The sequence below is a fragment of the Streptomyces sp. NPDC002176 genome (assembly GCF_044903645.1).
Lineage (GTDB): Bacteria > Actinomycetota > Actinomycetes > Streptomycetales > Streptomycetaceae > Streptomyces.
Map to the genome: position 1 here is coordinate 245,913 of NZ_JBJDQW010000002.1, position 15,427 is coordinate 261,339.

At 72.8% G+C, this 15,427-nt stretch carries 14 protein-coding genes and 1 pseudogene; 3 read left to right on the forward strand and 12 right to left on the reverse strand.

The window, feature by feature from the left end; all coding sequences use genetic code 11:
* Positions 1 to 27: 27 nt before the first annotated feature.
* The 6 genes from gatB to ACI2LY_RS09370 form a co-directional block, all read right to left on the reverse strand.
* A complete protein-coding gene (gatB, locus tag ACI2LY_RS09345; protein WP_404706656.1) occupies positions 28 to 1,542 on the reverse strand; it encodes an Asp-tRNA(Asn)/Glu-tRNA(Gln) amidotransferase subunit GatB in 1,515 nt (504 codons plus the stop codon).
* Between the two features lie 16 nt (positions 1,543 to 1,558).
* A complete protein-coding gene (locus ACI2LY_RS09350; protein ID WP_086696013.1) occupies positions 1,559 to 1,798 on the reverse strand; it encodes a hypothetical protein in 240 nt (79 codons plus the stop codon).
* Positions 1,795 to 3,288: an Asp-tRNA(Asn)/Glu-tRNA(Gln) amidotransferase subunit GatA gene (gene gatA / locus ACI2LY_RS09355; RefSeq protein ID WP_404706657.1), complete on the reverse strand. Its 1,494-nt coding sequence runs from the start codon at positions 3,286 to 3,288 to the stop codon at positions 1,795 to 1,797. The genes ACI2LY_RS09350 and gatA overlap by 4 nt, the downstream gene beginning before the upstream one ends.
* A 6-nt stretch (positions 3,289 to 3,294) precedes the next feature.
* Entirely contained in the window at positions 3,295 to 3,591 is a 297-nt protein-coding gene (gene gatC, locus ACI2LY_RS09360; RefSeq protein WP_018544665.1) for an Asp-tRNA(Asn)/Glu-tRNA(Gln) amidotransferase subunit GatC, read from the reverse strand.
* 90 nt (positions 3,592 to 3,681) lie between these two features.
* Positions 3,682 to 4,134 carry a DUF2269 family protein gene (locus ACI2LY_RS09365; RefSeq protein ID WP_404706658.1) on the reverse strand — a complete coding sequence of 151 codons (453 nt, stop codon included), beginning with the start codon at positions 4,132 to 4,134 and terminating at the stop codon, positions 3,682 to 3,684.
* Between the two features lies 1 nt (position 4,135).
* Positions 4,136 to 4,816 (reverse strand): DJ-1/PfpI family protein, encoded by a 681-nt coding sequence (locus ACI2LY_RS09370; protein ID WP_404706659.1) that lies wholly within the window; start codon positions 4,814 to 4,816, stop codon positions 4,136 to 4,138.
* Between the two features lie 199 nt (positions 4,817 to 5,015).
* Between ACI2LY_RS09370 and ACI2LY_RS09375 the strand changes: the two genes are divergently transcribed.
* Complete coding sequence (locus ACI2LY_RS09375) at positions 5,016 to 5,954, forward strand: GlxA family transcriptional regulator (protein ID WP_404706660.1); 939 nt, start codon at positions 5,016 to 5,018, stop codon at positions 5,952 to 5,954.
* A gap of 64 nt (positions 5,955 to 6,018) precedes the next feature.
* On the opposite strand, the pseudogene ACI2LY_RS09380 reads toward ACI2LY_RS09375, so the two are convergent.
* The 5 genes and pseudogenes from ACI2LY_RS09380 to ACI2LY_RS09400 form a co-directional block, all read right to left on the reverse strand.
* A pseudogene (locus tag ACI2LY_RS09380) lies at positions 6,019 to 8,034 on the reverse strand (putative bifunctional diguanylate cyclase/phosphodiesterase); the annotation flags it as partial.
* 465 nt (positions 8,035 to 8,499) lie between these two features.
* Positions 8,500 to 10,695: an NAD-dependent DNA ligase LigA gene (gene ligA / locus ACI2LY_RS09385; protein WP_404706661.1), complete on the reverse strand. Its 2,196-nt coding sequence runs from the start codon at positions 10,693 to 10,695 to the stop codon at positions 8,500 to 8,502.
* Positions 10,696 to 10,710: 15 nt separating this feature from the next.
* Positions 10,711 to 11,718 carry a methionine synthase gene (locus ACI2LY_RS09390; protein WP_404706662.1) on the reverse strand — a complete coding sequence of 336 codons (1,008 nt, stop codon included), beginning with the start codon at positions 11,716 to 11,718 and terminating at the stop codon, positions 10,711 to 10,713.
* A gap of 34 nt (positions 11,719 to 11,752) precedes the next feature.
* Positions 11,753 to 12,451 carry an SDR family oxidoreductase gene (locus tag ACI2LY_RS09395; protein ID WP_404706663.1) on the reverse strand — a complete coding sequence of 233 codons (699 nt, stop codon included), beginning with the start codon at positions 12,449 to 12,451 and terminating at the stop codon, positions 11,753 to 11,755.
* 7 nt (positions 12,452 to 12,458) lie between these two features.
* Positions 12,459 to 12,998, reverse strand: coding sequence for a TIGR00730 family Rossman fold protein (locus tag ACI2LY_RS09400; RefSeq protein ID WP_404706664.1), 540 nt, complete (start codon positions 12,996 to 12,998; stop codon positions 12,459 to 12,461).
* A gap of 59 nt (positions 12,999 to 13,057) precedes the next feature.
* On the opposite strand from ACI2LY_RS09400, the gene ACI2LY_RS09405 reads away from it, so the two are divergent.
* Both ACI2LY_RS09405 and ACI2LY_RS09410 read left to right on the forward strand, forming a co-directional pair.
* The gene (locus ACI2LY_RS09405) at positions 13,058 to 13,381 is read left to right on the forward strand and encodes a DUF427 domain-containing protein (RefSeq protein WP_404706665.1); all 324 of its coding nucleotides are present in this window, start codon (positions 13,058 to 13,060) and stop codon (positions 13,379 to 13,381) included.
* A gap of 64 nt (positions 13,382 to 13,445) precedes the next feature.
* Positions 13,446 to 14,228: an alpha/beta fold hydrolase gene (locus ACI2LY_RS09410; protein ID WP_404707297.1), complete on the forward strand. Its 783-nt coding sequence runs from the start codon at positions 13,446 to 13,448 to the stop codon at positions 14,226 to 14,228.
* A 33-nt stretch (positions 14,229 to 14,261) separates the two neighbouring features.
* Here ACI2LY_RS09410 and mnmA read toward each other — a convergent pair whose 3' ends face one another.
* Positions 14,262 to 15,386, reverse strand: coding sequence for a tRNA 2-thiouridine(34) synthase MnmA (gene mnmA, locus ACI2LY_RS09415; protein ID WP_404706666.1), 1,125 nt, complete (start codon positions 15,384 to 15,386; stop codon positions 14,262 to 14,264).
* Positions 15,387 to 15,427 lie beyond the last annotated feature (41 nt).

A 15,427-nucleotide genomic window follows, 5' to 3' on the forward strand; every position in this document is an offset into this window, starting at 1 on the left:
CCTCCGGGGCCACGTACGGCGTGGGACTCAGCCCTCGCTCACGCCCAGCCGGTCGAGGATCAGCTCCTTGACGCGGGCGGCGTCGGCCTGGCCACGGGTGGCCTTCATGACCGCGCCGACCAGCGCGCCCGCCGCCGCGACCTTGCCGCCGCGGATCTTGTCCGCGATGGCCGGGTTGCCCGCGATGGCCTCGTCGACGGCGGTGGTCAGCGCACCCTCGTCGGAGACGACCTTCAGACCGCGCTTCTCCACGACCTCGTCCGGCGTGCCCTCACCGGCGAGGACGCCCTCGATGACCTGACGGGCCAGCTTGTCGTTCAGGTCACCCTTCACGACCAGCTCGGTGACGCGGGCGACCTGGGCCGGGGTGATGGCCAGCTCGTCCAGCGCCTTGCCCGACTCGTTGGCGCTGCGCGCCAGCTCGCCCATCCACCACTTGCGGGCGGAGGCCGCGTCGGCACCGGCGTCGATGGTGGCGACGATCAGGTCCAGCGCACCGGCGTTGGTGATCGACTGCATGTCGGTGGCCGAGATGCCCCACTCCGCCAGCAGGCGGGTACGGCGGGCCAGCGGCAGCTCGGGCAGCGCGGCGCGGATCTCCTCGACCCACTCGCGCGAAGGCGCCACCGGGACGAGGTCGGGCTCCGGGAAGTACCGGTAGTCCTCGGCCTCCTCCTTCACGCGACCCGAGGTCGTGGACCCGGTGTCCTCGTGGAAGTGGCGGGTCTCCTGGATGATCGTGCCGCCCGCGTCGAGCACGGCCGCGTGGCGCATGATCTCGAACCGGGCCGCACGCTCGACCGAGCGCAGCGAGTTGACGTTCTTCGTCTCCGAGCGCGTACCGAACTTGTCGCGGCCGTGCGGGCGCAGCGACAGGTTCACGTCGCAGCGCATCTGGCCCATCTCCATCCGCGCCTCCGAGACACCGAGGGCCCGGATGACCTCGCGCAGCTCGCGGACGTAGGCGCGCGCGACCTCGGGGGCCCGCTCACCCGCGCCCTCGATCGGCTTGGTGACGATCTCGATGAGCGGGATGCCCGCGCGGTTGTAGTCCAGCAGGGAGTGGGACGCGCCGTGGATACGGCCGGTGGCGCCGCCGACGTGCGTCGACTTGCCGGTGTCCTCCTCCATGTGGGCGCGCTCGATCTCCACGCGGAAGGTCTCCCCGTCCTCCAGCTGTACGTCGAGGTAGCCGTCGAAGGCGATCGGCTCGTCGTACTGGGAGGTCTGGAAGTTCTTCGGCATGTCCGGATAGAAGTAGTTCTTCCGGGCGAAGCGGCACCACTCGGCGATCGAGCAGTTCAGCGCGAGGCCGATCTTGATCGCGGACTCGACGCCGGTCGCGTTGACGACCGGGAGCGCGCCGGGCATGCCGAGGCACACCGGGCAGGTCTGCGAGTTGGGCTCGGCGCCCAGCTCGGTCGAACAGCCGCAGAACATCTTGGTGTGGGTGCCGAGTTCGACATGGACCTCGAGGCCCATGACGGGGTCGTACGACGACAGCGCGTCCTCGTACGACACCAGGTCGGTCGTGGTGGTCACGGTGAAAACTTCCCTCTCAGCCCAGCAGGACGTCGTCGTCGCCCAGCCGCTTCAACTCGCGGTAGAGGATGGCGAGGCCGGTGACGATGGCGACGGCGGACACGGCGGCGTCGATCAGCCTGAGCGTGTCCTGCTCCGACCGGGCCTTCTTGATCTGCTTGGCCACGCCGACCGCGCTGAACGCGGTTCCGGCCATGGACAGGTACGTGCCGGACCTCGACTGCTTGAAGCCCTTGGCCTTGTTCAGTGCGCTCACAGCGACGGTGCCTCCTCGATCAGCGGGTGACCCCACTTTTCCACGAAGGCGGCCTCTACGGCGGCGCCGACCTTGTACAGCCTGTCGTCCTTCAGCGCCGGGGCGATGATCTGGAGGCCGACGGGGAGGTTGTCCTCGGGGGCGAGACCGCACGGCAGCGACATGGCCGCGTTGCCCGCGAGGTTCGTCGGGATGGTGCACAGGTCCGCGAGGTACATCGCCATCGGGTCGTCGGCGCGCTCGCCGATCGCGAAGGCGGTGGTCGGGGTCGTCGGGGAGACGATCACGTCGACCTGCTCGAACGCCTTCTCGAAGTCCCGCGTGATGAGGGTGCGGACCTTCTGCGCGGAGCCGTAGTAGGCGTCGTAGTAGCCGCTGGAGAGGGCGTACGTGCCGAGCATGATGCGGCGCTTGACCTCGTCGCCGAAGCCCGCCTCACGGGTGAGGGAGGTGACCTCCTCGGCCGAGTGGGTGCCGTCGTCGCCGGTGCGGCGGCCGTAGCGCAGGCCGTCGAAGCGGGCGAGGTTGGAGGAGCACTCGGACGGCGCGATCAGGTAGTACGCCGACAGCGCGAGGTCGAAGGACGGGCAGTCCAGCTCGACGATCTCGGCGCCCAGCTCCCGCAGCAGCTCGACGGACTCGTCGAAGCGCTGGAGGACACCGGCCTGGTAGCCCTCGCCGCGGAACTGCTTGACGACGCCGACCCGCATGCCCGCCACCGAGCCGTTGCGCGCGGCCTCGACGACCGCCGGTACGGGGGCGTCGATGGAGGTGGAGTCCAGCGGGTCGTGGCCCGCGATGACCTCGTGCAGCAGCGCCGCGTCCAGGACCGTGCGGGCGCAGGGGCCGCCCTGGTCCAGGGAGGACGAGAAGGCGACCATGCCGTAGCGGGACACCGAGCCGTAGGTCGGCTTGACGCCGACGGTGCCGGTGACGGCGGCCGGCTGGCGGATGGAGCCGCCGGTGTCGGTGCCGATGGCGAGCGGGGCCTCGTAGGAGGCGAGCGCGGCGGAGGAGCCGCCGCCGGAGCCGCCGGGGATCTTGGTGAGGTCCCAGGGGTTGCCGGTCGGGCCGTAGGCGCTGTTCTCGGTGGAGGACCCCATGGCGAACTCGTCCATGTTGGTCTTGCCGAGGATGACGACGTCGGCGGCCTTGAGGCGCTTGGTGAGCGTCGCGTCGTACGGCGGAATCCAGCCTTCGAGGATCTTGGAGCCGACCGTGGTCGGGATGCCCTCGGTGGTGAAGATGTCCTTGAGCGCGAGCGGGACGCCGGCCAGCGGGCCGAGCTGCTCGCCGCGGGCGCGCTTGGCGTCCACCGCGCGGGCCTGGGCGAGGGCGCCCTCGCGGTCGACGTGCAGGAAGGCGTGCACCTTCTCGTCGACGGCGTCGATGCGCGCGAGGTGGGCCTCGGTGACCTCGACCGCGGTCAGTTCGCCGGAGGCGATCTTCCCGGCGATCTCGGCGGCCGTGAGCTTGATGATGTCGGTCATGACTTCTTAGTCCTCCCCCAGGATCTGCGGCACCTTGAAACGCTGCTGCTCCTGGGCGGGGGCGCCGGAGAGCGCCTGCGCGGGGGTGAGCGAGGGACGGACCTCGTCCGCCCGCATGACGTTCGTCAGCGGGAGCGGGTGGGAGGTCGGCGGTACGTCTTGGTCGGCGACCTCGCTGACGCGGGCGACCGCGCCGATGATGTCGTCGAGCTGGCCCGCGAAGTGGTCGAGTTCTTCGGGCTTCAGCTCCAGACGCGCCAGCCGGGCGAGGTGGGCGACCTCCTCGCGCGTGATGCCAGGCATGCAGCGATCCTCTGGGGTGAGTGTGTGTGCTTTGGGCCCAATCCTATGGGGCGTGGACCGGACACCGTTAAACGGTTTCCCGGAGACGGCTCAGGCTCCGGTGGTGGAGCCGGGGCGGACGATCATCAGGACGGTGACCGTGGCCCACAGCAGGTTGAAGACGCCGGTGAGCATGGCGAGGCGGGCGGCGGGGCTCGGTGCCTCGGGCGCGGCGTCGAGCGCGGCCTCCTGGGCGGGGAGGATCAGCAGGCCCAGAACGGCGGCCGCCACCACGGTGAGGACGATCGAGGTGATCAGCCACCCGCTGCCGAGCACGCCCATGGTGCGCGCCGTGGCGAACCCGAACACGGGGACGGCCACGCCGACCGCCGCGTAGACCCGGCAGATGCGATGCAGCATCCGGGGGCCCGCGAGCGCATCCCGGTCGGCGGGATCGCGGTGGGCGTCGCGCAGCGCCCTCGGAAAGACGCTCGCGGCGACGGCGACCGGCCCGATCGCCAGTACGGCGGCCAGGACGTGGATGGAGAGAAGCAGCTTCGTCATGTCAGACGCCCACGGGTGCCGGGCCGCGGTGGCGCCACACGGTGCCCCGGCGTTCGTGGGCGAACAGGTCCTCCACGGCGTGCGCGATACGGGGGCCCTTCTCGCGTTCCAGGAGGTGGAGGGCGAGATCGAGGCCCGAGGTGACGCCCGCGCAGCTGACGAGGTCGCCGTCGTCGACGACCCGGGCGCGCACCGCGTGGACCCCGGCGGCGTCGAGGAGGTCGAGGCCCAGGTGGTGGGTGGTGGCGTGACGGCCCTTCAGCAGCCCGGCCATGGCCGCCACGAGGGTGCCGCCGCACACCGTGGCGACCGTCACCGCCGGGTTCTCCATCGCCGCCGCGAGCAGCGCGGGCAGCCCGGTGGTCAGGGTGCGGCCCAGCACCACCGGGATGGGCTCGTCCTGCCCGTCCCCGGCCTCTTCGGCAGGCACCTCGCCGGGCTCGCCGACCCGGCCCGAGGCGCCCGGTACCAGGACCAGCCCCGCCCGCGCGGGGTCGAGCGCGGCCGTGGCCCGCAGCGTGAGGCCCCCGGTGCCGCTGACCACCTCGCGCGGCCCTTCGGCGGAGACGAGTTCCACGCTCACCCCGCCGCCGCAGGCGAGGCCACCGGCGTACAGCACCTCGTAGGGGGCGATCACATCGAGTGGGTCGAAGCCGTCGAACAGGACGATCTGGGCGTGCATGGAAGGGGTCCTTCGGCTGGGCGTGGCCCGGTCCGCGCCGGGTTCACCCCGCAGCCAACCAGTCGGCCGGCCCTCGGCCCAGTGGCATTCGTGACACCCTTCGACGAGAAATTGCCACCCTCCGCAAAGGGCTTCTGAGCTGGTCAGAAGCTGGGTTTTCCTGGGTGTACGGGACTCCGTGGGGGCGTATGTTCGTGCCATGCACACCGTCGCCGTGCTTGCGCTGGACCAGGTGATCCCGTTCGACCTGTCCACCCCGATCGAGGTCTTCACCCGCACCCGCCTCCCGGACGGCCGCCCCGGCTACCGCATCCGGGTGTGCGCGGAGCAGCCGGAGACCGACGCGGGCGCCTTCGCCCTGCGTGCGCCCTGGGGGCTGGAGGGACTCAGGGGCGCCGACACGGTCGTCGTGCCCGGTACCGCCGATCCCACCGCCCCGCTCGCTCCCGCCGTCCGCGACGCGCTGCGGACGGCCGCCGGGGAGGGCACGCGGATCGCCTCCATCTGCACGGGCACCTTCGTCCTCGCCGCCACCGGGCTGCTCGACGGGCTGCGGGCCACCACCCACTGGGCCGCGGCGGACCTCCTGGCCACCGCCCACCCGGAGATCGAGGTCGACCCGGACGTGCTGTACGTCGACAACGGCCAGATCCTGACCTCGGCCGGAGCCGCCGCGGGCCTGGACCTGTGCCTGCACATGATCCGCCGCGACTACGGCTCGGCCGTCGCCGCCGACGCCGCCCGACTGTCCGTCATGCCCCTGGAACGCGAGGGCGGGCAGGCGCAGTTCATCGTGCACGATCACGCGCCCACACCGCACGGCTCCGCGTTCGAGCCCCTGCTCGACTGGCTGCGGGACAACCTGGGCGCCGATCTCACCCTCGCCGGTATCGCCGCGCACGCCGGGACCAGCAAGCGCACCCTGATCCGCCGCTTCCGCGAGCAGACCGGCACCACGCCGTTGCAGTGGCTGCACCGTGCCCGCGTCCGCCAGGCCCAGCATCTGCTGGAGACCACCGAGCAGTCCGTGGAACGCATCGGGGCCCAGGTCGGCTTCGGCTCCCCCACGGCCTTCCGCGACCGCTTCAAGCGCACCACCGGGGTCAGCCCCCACGCCTACCGCCGCTCCTTCGGCTGACCTCCGGACATAGCCGGACCCGGGAGCCGGGGGACGAAACGTTACCGCTGGGTCGGCCGACGGCTCACTCCCCCGCGGGCAGCGCCGCGCGGGGCCGCTGCCAGCCCCTCGGGCCGCGGGCCTTCAGCCAGGCCGTGGTCTCCTCGGGGGGCATCGCGGCGGCCACCAGCCAGCCCTGTACGGCGTCGCAGCGCAGGTCGCGGAGGTGCTCCCAGGTCTCGTCGTCCTCGACGCCCTCGGCGACGACCACGAGGCCCAGGGAATGCGCCAGGTCCACCGTGCAGCGGACGATCGCCGCGTCCTCGGCGTCCACCGCGAGCCGGGCCACGAAGGAGCGGTCGATCTTCAGTTCGCTGACCGGGAGCCGCCGCAGGTGGACCAGCGAGGAGTAGCCGGTGCCGAAGTCGTCCAGGGACATCTTCACGCCGTGCCCGGCGAGCGCGGCCAGGGTGTCGGCGGCCCGCTGCGGGTCCTCCAGCAGGACGTGCTCGGTGATCTCCAGCTGGAGCGCCCCCGCCGGGACCCCGTGCCGGGCCAGCCGGGCGGCGACGGAACCGGCGAAGCCGGGGGTGTGCACGTCGCGCGGGGAGACGTTCACCGCGACCGGCACCCGGAGCCCCTGCTCGCGCCAGCGGGCGACCTGCGCGAGCGCGGTCTCCAGGACGTACTCGGTGAGGTGCGGCATCAGCCCGGAGGACTCGGCTATCGCTATGAACTCGTCCGGCGGGACCTTGCCCCGCTCCGGGTGCACCCAGCGCACCAGCGCCTCAAGACCGGCCACCTGGCCGTCGAAGCGGACCTTGGGCTGGTAGTGCAGCTGGACCTCGTGCGCGTCCAGCGCCCGGCGCAGATCGCCCAGCAGGGCGAGCCGGTCCGGGGTGTTGGAGTCCCGCTTGGACTCGTACGCCTCCACGCCGGTGCGGTCCCGCTTGGCCTGGTACATCGCCACGTCCGCGCGCCGCAGCATGCCCTCGGCGTCCAGCGCGTGGTCGGGGAAGACGGCGACGCCCGCGCTGGCCTCCAGCACGAGCGTGAGTCCGTCGAGATCGAGCGGCGAGCCGAGGGCGGTGACCAGGGCGCGCGCGACCCGGGTGGCCGACGTGGTGGAGTCGGCCACCGGCAGTAAGACGGCGAACTCGTCCCCGCCCAGCCGCGCGGCCTCCGCCCCGTGCGGCAGGGCGTTCTGGAGCCGGTCGGCGATCTGCAACAGCAGCCGGTCCCCGGCGAGATGGCCGAGAGTGTCGTTGACCGACCGGAAGCGGTCGAGGTCGATCAGCATCAACGCCGAGCGCGCGCCGATGCGTTCGGCGTCGTCGAGCGCGGTCCAGATCCGCTCCAGCAGCCACTGCCGGTTGGGCAGTCCGGTCAGCGGGTCGCGCAACTGCTCCTCCGCGCGGGCCCGCGCCATCCACAGGGTGGAGTCCAGCGCGATCAGCGGGATGGCGAACAGCGGCAGCAGTACCGGCCGGGCGTCGGCGACCGCGCACACCAGCGGCGCGATGCCGAGCAGCGCGACGGCGACGAGCCCCTGCCGGACCAGCGCGGTACGGGCGATGGTGGGCACCCCGCCCCCGCGCGGGGCGTGCAGGTACCACAACAGCCCCTGGCTGACGGCGAGGTACGCCCCCGCCGCGAGCACCACCTCGGGGACGGCGTCGAGTCCCCAACTGCCGGGCCGCCAGGGCTCCTCCACGCTGCCCATGCGGCCGAAGGCACCGAGCACCAGGGCTCCGGCGCTGATGCCGAGGATGTCCACCGCGCCGTGCAGCAGGCCCTGCCGCCAGCAGTTGCGCCGGGCCACGCCGACCAGGACGACGACGGTGAGGCTGATCAGGGCGGCGGGGACACCGCCGTACAGCAGCAGGGTGGCGAGGGTGAGCGCGGCGCCGGAGGCGGTGCCGCCGCCCCAGCGGGCGCGGCCCAGCATGACGAGATGGCCGACGACGAGTCCGGTGAGCAGCGCCAGCGCCCATCCGGCCGTACCGGCGGGGAAGAGCGCGTGGCCGCCGCTGAGGGCGCCGTAGAGCCCGGCGCCGAGGGCCAGCGTGGCCGCGGCGGCGAGGACGGCGGGCAACGTGGGTGCCTGCGCGCGCTGTTGGGGGTCCTGCGGTGGGGCCAGGTCGGCGGCGAGGACCAGTGTCGCGTGCGGATCGACGCCGTCGGTGCCGGAGTCGGGGCCCGCGCGGTCCTTGCCGCGTCCGGTCCACCGGTTCCCCCGCCACGCGCCCGCGCGGCGGCGCGGGCGCTGCCGTGAGCCGGGGGCGGCGTTCTCGGTCGGTTCCATACCCGTCCCTCTCACAGCCGGCGGTGCCCACGCCACGCGGCCCTAGCTCCGAGGACCGTCAGCGGCTCGGCGGTGGAAAGCCCTTCCCCGCGCCGGTCCGCCCGGCACGGGGATGCACCGGCCGCGGCTGGGCACGGCGGGCGCACCCCTCAACAGTAGGCCGCGGAGGGCTTCCTAGGGCAGCGGTCGTGGACGGTCGCCCGAATGCGTACGGGCCACCCGTATGCATCTGATATGCGCCGTACGGGTGGCCTTCAACCGCTACTCCCCGGTCGGAAGCGCGACTTCGGCCGCCGCCTCGGGTCCGCGCTCCAGCAGGACGGTGAATCCGTCCTCGTCCAGCACCGGCACCTTGAGCTGCGTCGCCTTGTCGTACTTGGAGCCGGGGTTGTCGCCGACGACCACGAAGGAGGTCTTCTTGGAGACGGAACCGGTCACCTTCGCGCCCCGGCTCTGGAGCGCGTCCTTGGCGCCGTCACGGGTGAAGTTCTCCAGGGTGCCGGTGACGACGACGGTCATCCCCTCCAGCGGGCGCGGGCCCTCGTCCTCGCCGGTGGACTCCTCCTCCAGCGGGACCCCGGCCGCCTTCCACTTGCGCACGATCTCGCGGTGCCAGTCCTCGGCGAACCACTCCTTGAGCGCGGCCGCGATGATGGGGCCCACGCCGTCGGTGGCGGCCAGCTCCTCCTCCGTGGCCGCTTCGATGCGCTCGACGGACCGGAACTCGCGGGCGAGCGCCTGGGCGGCGACGGGGCCGACGTGACGGATCGACAGCCCGTTGAGGAACCGGGCGAGCGGGCGCTGCTTGGCCGCCTCGATGTGCTCCAGCAGGGAGAGGGTGTTCTTCTTCGGCTCGCCCTTCTGGTTGGCGAAGACGGTGACGACCTTCTCCTCGCCGGTCTTCGGGTCGCGCTTGGGCAGTCCGCTGTCGGGGTCCAGCACATGCGCCTTGATCGGCAGCAGCTTCTCCACCGTCAGGTCGAACAGGTCGCCCTCGTCCACCAGCGGCGGGTCGGCGGGCTCCAGCGGCCGGGTGAGCGCGGCGGCGGCGACCCCGCCGAAGTGCTCGATGTCCAGGCACTCGCGGCCCGCGAGGTAGGCGACGCGCTCGCGCAACTGGGCCGGGCAGGTGCGGGCGTTGGGGCAGCGGAGGTCGATGTCGCCCTCCTTCATCGGGCGCAGCGCGGTGCCGCACTCGGGGCAGTGCGTCGGCATCACGAACTCCCGCTCGCCGCCGTCCCGGAGGTCGGCGACGGGGCCGAGGATCTCCGGGATGACGTCACCGGCCTTGCGCAGCACCACGGTGTCGCCGATGAGCACGCCCTTGGCCTTGACGACCTCCTGGTTGTGCAGGGTGGCGAACTCGACCTCGCTGCCCGCGACCGTGACCGGCTCGACCTGGGCGTACGGGGTCACCCGGCCGGTGCGGCCGACGCCCACCTTGATGTCGATGAGCTTGGTGTTGACCTCCTCCGGCGCGTACTTGTACGCGATGGCCCAGCGCGGGGCGCGCGCGGTGGAGCCGAGGCGGCCCTGGAGGCGGATCTCGTCGAGCTTGACGACGACACCGTCGATCTCGTGGTCCACGGAGTGCCGGTGCTCGCCGTAGTAGGCGATGAACTCCCGTACGCCGTCGAGGCCGTCGACCACGCGGTTGTGCGGGGAAGTGGGCAGGCCCCAGGTCTTCAGCAGGTCGTACGCCTCGGACAGCCGGGTCAGGCCGGTGAAGCCCTCGTGGGCGCCGATGCCGTGGACGACCATGTGCAGCGGGCGGCTCGCGGTGACGCGGGGGTCCTTCTGGCGGAGTGAACCGGCGGCCGCGTTACGGGGGTTGGCGAAGGGCTTCTCCTCGGCGGCGACCAGGCGCTCGTTCAGCTCGAGGAATCTGTCCATCGGGAAGTAGACCTCGCCGCGGATCTCCGCCAGGTCGGGCACCGACTCGCCCTGGAGGCGCTCGGGGATGTCGGCGATGGTGCGGACGTTGGGCGTGATGTCCTCACCGGTGCGGCCGTCGCCCCTCGTCGCGGCGCGGGTGAGGCGGCCGTGCTCGTAGGTGAGGTTGACGGCGAGGCCGTCGACCTTCAGCTCGCACAGGAAGTGGTAGGTCTGCTCGCCGAGTTCGCGGGCGATGCGGTCGGCCCAGGCGGCGAGTTCCTCGTCGTTGAAGGTGTTGTCCAGGGACAGCATCCGCTCGCGGTGCGCGACCGCGGTGAACTCGGTCTCGTAGGACCCGGCGACCTTCTGGGTGGGCGAGTCCGGGGTGCGCAGCTCCGGGAACTCCTCCTCCAGGGCCTCCAGGGTCTTCAGGAGGTCGTCGAACTCCGCGTCGCTGACGACGGGAGCGTCCTTCACGTAGTACCGGAAGCGGTGCTCCTCGACCTGCTCCGCGAGCCGCCCGTGCCTCTCGCGCGCCTCGGCGGGCACCGCCGTCGTCGCCGCTTGCTTGTCGCCGGCCACCGTAGTGTCCTCCCGTTACTCAGGGTTGTCCGCGAGGGATCTCGCCGCCCGGACGCAGTGGGCGAGCGCCTGACGGGCGTAGGCGGGGGATGCACCCGCGAGACCGCACGTGGGCGTGACCGTGACCGCCTCCGCGAGCAGTCCCGGTCGCAGCCCCAGCCTGCGCCACAGCGTCCTGACACCCATGACGCTACCGGCAGGGTCTGACAATGCGGCATCCGTGCCGGGGACGACACCGGCGAAGAGCCGGGTGCCGCCCTCGACGGCCTCGCCGATCGTGTCGTCGTCACGCTCGGTGAGAAGGGCGAAGTCGAAGGAGACGGCGTCGGTGCCCGCGCGGCGCAGCAGCGCGAACGGCACGTCGGGGGCGCAGGAGTGGACGACGGTGGGGCCGGAGCCGCTCGCGCCGAGCACCTCGCGCAGCCCGGACTCGACGACCTGCCGGTCCACGGCCCGGTAGGTGCGGTACCCGCTGGCGGTCCTGACCTGTCCGCGCAGCACGGCGGTGAGGGAGGGCTCGTCGAGCTGGAGCACCACGCGCGCGCCGGGCACGCGGCGGCGGACGTCGGCCAGGTGCAGGCGCAGGCCCTCGGCGAGCGAGGCGGTGAGGTCGCGGCAGGCGCCGGGGTCGGACAGCACCGCCTCGCCGCCCCGCAGTTCCAGCGCGGCGGCGAGCGTCCAGGGGCCGACCGCCTGCACCTTGAGGTCGCCCTCGTAGCCCTGGGTGAACTCCTCCAGGGCGTCGAGGTCCTGGCGCAGCCACGCGTGCGCGCGCCGGGTGTCGCGGCCGGGCCGGTCGGACAGCCGCCAGCCGCTGGGCTCCACGCGCGCGTACAGCTCGACGAGCATCCCGGCGGTGCGGCCGATCATGTCGGCGCCGGGGCCGCGCGCGGGCAGCTCGGCGAGGTACGGGAAGTCCTCCAGGCTGCCGGTGACGGTCCTGGCGGTCTCGAGCGCGTCCTCGCCGGGCATCGAGCCGACGCCGGTGGCCGCGGGGAAGGTGACCTGGGTGTTCTCACTCACCCCGGCAGGGTATGCCGTACGGCGTGCGGCCGCGTCAGCGGCCGGGGCGCACCGTCAGGTCGTTGATCTCGGCGTCCCTGGGCAGGTCCAGGGCGAGCAGGATGGTGTCCGCGACCGACTCGGGGTCGATGAACCGCGCGGGGTCGTACTCCTTGCCCTCCTGCTGGTGCACCTTGGCCTGCATGGGGCTGGCGGTGCGGCCGGGGTAGACGGAGCTGACCCGGACGCCGTTGCCGTGCTCCTCCTGGCGCAGCGCGTCCGCGAGGGCCTTCAGCCCGTGCTTGGAGGCGGCGTACGCGGACCAGCCCGCGTGGGCGTTGAGTCCGGCGCCGGAGTTGACGAAGACGACCTGGCCGCGGGCGGCGCGCAGCTGGGGCAGGAAGTGCCGGGTCAGCTCGGCGGGCGCGATCAGGTTGACGTTGAGCTGGTGGTGCCAGGACTTGGGGGTGAGGTCCCCGATGTCGCCGAGGTCGACGACCCCGGCGATGTGCAGCAGCGAGTCCACGCGGTCCGGCAGCGACTGGTGGGAGAAGGCCCAGGACAGCCGGTCGGGGTCGGCGAGGTCGCCCACCAGGGTCTGGGCGCCGGGGAACTCGGCCGCCAGCTCCTTGCCGCGGGCCGCGTCGCGCGCGTGCAGCACGAGGTCGTCCCCGCGCGCGTGCAGACGGCGGGCGACGGCGGCGCCGATGCCGGAACCGGCGCCGGTGATCACATGAGTAGCCATGCCCGCCATGGTCGCATCAGCCCGCGGCGAGGGACTCCTCCAGGTGGGCCAGGGCGGCGGTCGGCTCGGCGGCGAAGTACATCAGCTCCGACAGCGGGCGGGGCAGGAAGCCCTCGGCCTCCATGCGGCGGAACTGCTGCTCCAGGCCGTCGTAGAAGCCCGCGGTGTTGAGCAGCACGACGGGCTTGGTGGTGCGGCCGTGCTTCTTCAGCTCCAGGATCTCGGTGGCCTCGTCCAGGGTGCCGGTGCCGCCGACCATGATGACCACGGCGTCGGCCTTCTGAAGCAGCAGCCGCTTGCGCTCGGCGAGGTCGGCGGCGACCAGCATCTCGTCGGCGCCGGGCCGGGCGACCGCCGACAGGAACTCCACGGAGACGCCCACGAGCCTGCCCCCGGCCTGCTGCACGCCGTCCGCGACGACCTTCATCAGACCGGAGTCCGAGCCGCCCCAGACGAGCGTGTGGCCGCCCTTGCCGATCAGTTCCCCGAACTCCCGCGCGGGGCGCGTGTAGCGCTCGTCGAGGTCGGCGGCGGAGAGGAAGACGCAGATATTCATGCGGCCCACGGTACGCGGGCGCGCGGGAACAACCACGGCTCCCCCGGTGCTCTCCCGATATGGGACATGGACACACGATCACCATCGAAGAGGGCGAGCAGCATGTGCGCGTCGTACACGACGGCCAGGTGCTCGCAGAGACCGACCGCCCCCTCGTCCTGCACGAGACGGGCTGTCCGCCCCGGTACTACCTCCCCGCCGAGGACGTCCGGCTCGATCTGCTGACCGAGTCGGACACCCACACCGACTGCCCCTTCAAGGGCACGGCGTCCTACTGGTCGGTGCCGGACGCGCCCGACCTCGTGTGGGGCTACCCGGACCCGAAGCCGGAGGTGGCCCGGATCAAGGACCACTACTGCTTCTACGCGCCCGAAGTGGCGTGACCTCGCGGCGCGCCGCCGTGTCGTGACCGGTGACTCCGGCACCCGTACGGCAGTGTCCACGGGCATGGACAAGAAGACGACTTCCGTCGACGGGACCTCGCTCGCGTACCGCGTGACCGGTGAGGGGCCCACGGTGATCCTGGTGAGCGGCGCGATGTCCACCGGGCTCACGCTCGCCCCGCTGGCGGCGGCGCTCGCGGACCGCTGCCGGGCCGTCGTCTACGACCGGCGGGGCCGGGGCGCGAGCGGTGACACCGTGCCGTACACGGTGGAGCGCGAGGTGGAGGACCTGGCCGCGCTGATGGCGGCCGTGGGCGGCGAGGCGGCGCTGTTCGGGCTGTCCTCCGGCGGCGCGCTGGCGCTGCTGGCAGCCGCGAGCGGGCTGCCGGTGCGCCGGACGGCGGTGTACGAGGTGCCGTTCAACGACTTCCTGCCGGAGGGCCCGGAGCGGCAGGTGGCGTACGCGGCTGCCCTGGACGTGGCCTTGGCGGCGGGCGACCTGGGCGAGGCGGCGGAGCTGTTCCTGCGGCTGACCGGGCTGGCCGAGGAGATGATCCGGCGGGCCCGCCAGTCCCCGATGTGGCCGGGCCTGGAACTGCTCGCCCCGAGCCTCGCCTACGACGCGGCCCTGATGGGCGACGGGCTGCTCCCGGCGGACCTGCTGGCCCGGGTCCCGGTGCCGGTGCTGTCGGTCGCGGGCAGCGTGAGCCCGCCGTGGCTGCGCGCGGGCGCCCAGGCGGTCGCGGAGGCGGTGCCGGACGGCACGTACGCGGTGCTGGAGGGGCAGACGCACGCGGTGGAGCCCGCCGCCCTCGCGCCGGTGCTGGCCGACTTCGTGACCGGCTGAGCCCGGCCGGGGTGGTCCCGGCCGGGCGGGGGCTCAGACCGTGGCGGCCGTGGCGCGGGTGGTGGTGGCGATGGTCGCGGAGCCGACCACGCGCGTGCCGTCGTAGAGCACGATCGCCTGGCCGGGGGCGACGCCGCGGACGGGCTCGGTGAAGGTGACGCGCAGTTCGCCGTCCACCAGCTCGGCGTCGACCTCGGTCTCGCCGCCGTGGGCGCGCAGCTGGGCGGTGTAGGTGCCGGGGCCCTCGGGGGCGGTGCCGCACCAGCGGGGCTTGATCGCGGTGAGCGCGGTGACGTCGAGGGCGGCCGCGGGGCCGACGGTGACGGTGTTGGTGACCGGGGAGATGTCCAGGACGTAGCGCGGCTTGCCGTCGGGGGCGGGGGTGCCCAGGCGCAGGCCCTTGCGCTGGCCGATGGTGTAGCCGTAGGCGCCCTCGTGGGTGCCGAGGTGGTTGCCGTCCTCGTCGACGATGTCGCCCTCGGCCTTGCCGAGCCGGTCGGCGAGGAAGCCCTGGGTGTCGCCGTCGGCGATGAAGCAGATGTCGTGCGAGTCGGGCTTCTTGGCGACGGCCAGGCCCCGGCGCTCGGCCTCGGCGCGGATCTCGTCCTTGGTGGTGATCGTGTCGCCGAGCGGGAACAGGGCGTGCGCGAGCTGCCGGTCGTCCAGCACGCCGAGCACGTAGGACTGATCCTTGGCCATGTCGGAGGCGCGGTGCAGCTCGCGGTTGCCGTCCTCGTCCACCAGCACCTTGGCGTAGTGGCCGGTGCAGACCGCGTCGAAGCCGAGCGCGAGCGCCTTGTCCAGCAGCGCGGCGAACTTGATCTTCTCGTTGCAGCGCAGGCACGGGTTGGGGGTGCGCCCGGCCTCGTACTCGGCGACGAAGTCCTCGACGACGTCCTCGCGGAAGCGGTCGGCGAGGTCCCAGACGTAGAACGGGATGCCGATGACGTCGGCGGCGCGGCGGGCGTCGCGGGAGTCCTCGATGGTGCAGCAGCCCCGCGCGCCGGTCCGGAAGGATTGCGGGTTGGCGGAGAGCGCGAGGTGGACGCCGGTCACGTCGTGACCGGCTTCCGCGGCGCGCGCGGCGGCGACGGCGGAGTCCACACCACCGGACATGGCGGCGAGGACGCGGAGGGGGCGCGGCGAGGTCTCAGTCATAGCCCTTCCAGGGTACGGGGCGGCGGGAACCGGGGACGCCG

What these genes read in the sequence shown, in the direction of transcription:
- gatA (WP_404706657.1), bottom strand. Translation starts at nt 3,288, where the DNA reads ATGACCGACATCATCAAGCTCACGGCCGCCGAGATCGCCGGGAAGATC.
- gatC (WP_018544665.1), bottom strand. Translation starts at nt 3,591, where the DNA reads ATGCCTGGCATCACGCGCGAGGAGGTCGCCCACCTCGCCCGGCTGGCG.
- ACI2LY_RS09365 (WP_404706658.1), bottom strand. Translation starts at nt 4,134, where the DNA reads ATGACGAAGCTGCTTCTCTCCATCCACGTCCTGGCCGCCGTACTGGCG.
- ACI2LY_RS09370 (WP_404706659.1), bottom strand. Translation starts at nt 4,816, where the DNA reads ATGCACGCCCAGATCGTCCTGTTCGACGGCTTCGACCCACTCGATGTG.
- ACI2LY_RS09375 (WP_404706660.1), top strand. Translation starts at nt 5,016, where the DNA reads ATGCACACCGTCGCCGTGCTTGCGCTGGACCAGGTGATCCCGTTCGAC.
- ACI2LY_RS09395 (WP_404706663.1), bottom strand. Translation starts at nt 12,451, where the DNA reads ATGGCGGGCATGGCTACTCATGTGATCACCGGCGCCGGTTCCGGCATC.
- ACI2LY_RS09400 (WP_404706664.1), bottom strand. Translation starts at nt 12,998, where the DNA reads ATGAATATCTGCGTCTTCCTCTCCGCCGCCGACCTCGACGAGCGCTAC.
- ACI2LY_RS09405 (WP_404706665.1), top strand. Translation starts at nt 13,058, where the DNA reads ATGGGACATGGACACACGATCACCATCGAAGAGGGCGAGCAGCATGTG.
- ACI2LY_RS09410 (WP_404707297.1), top strand. Translation starts at nt 13,446, where the DNA reads ATGGACAAGAAGACGACTTCCGTCGACGGGACCTCGCTCGCGTACCGC.
- mnmA (WP_404706666.1), bottom strand. Translation starts at nt 15,386, where the DNA reads ATGACTGAGACCTCGCCGCGCCCCCTCCGCGTCCTCGCCGCCATGTCC.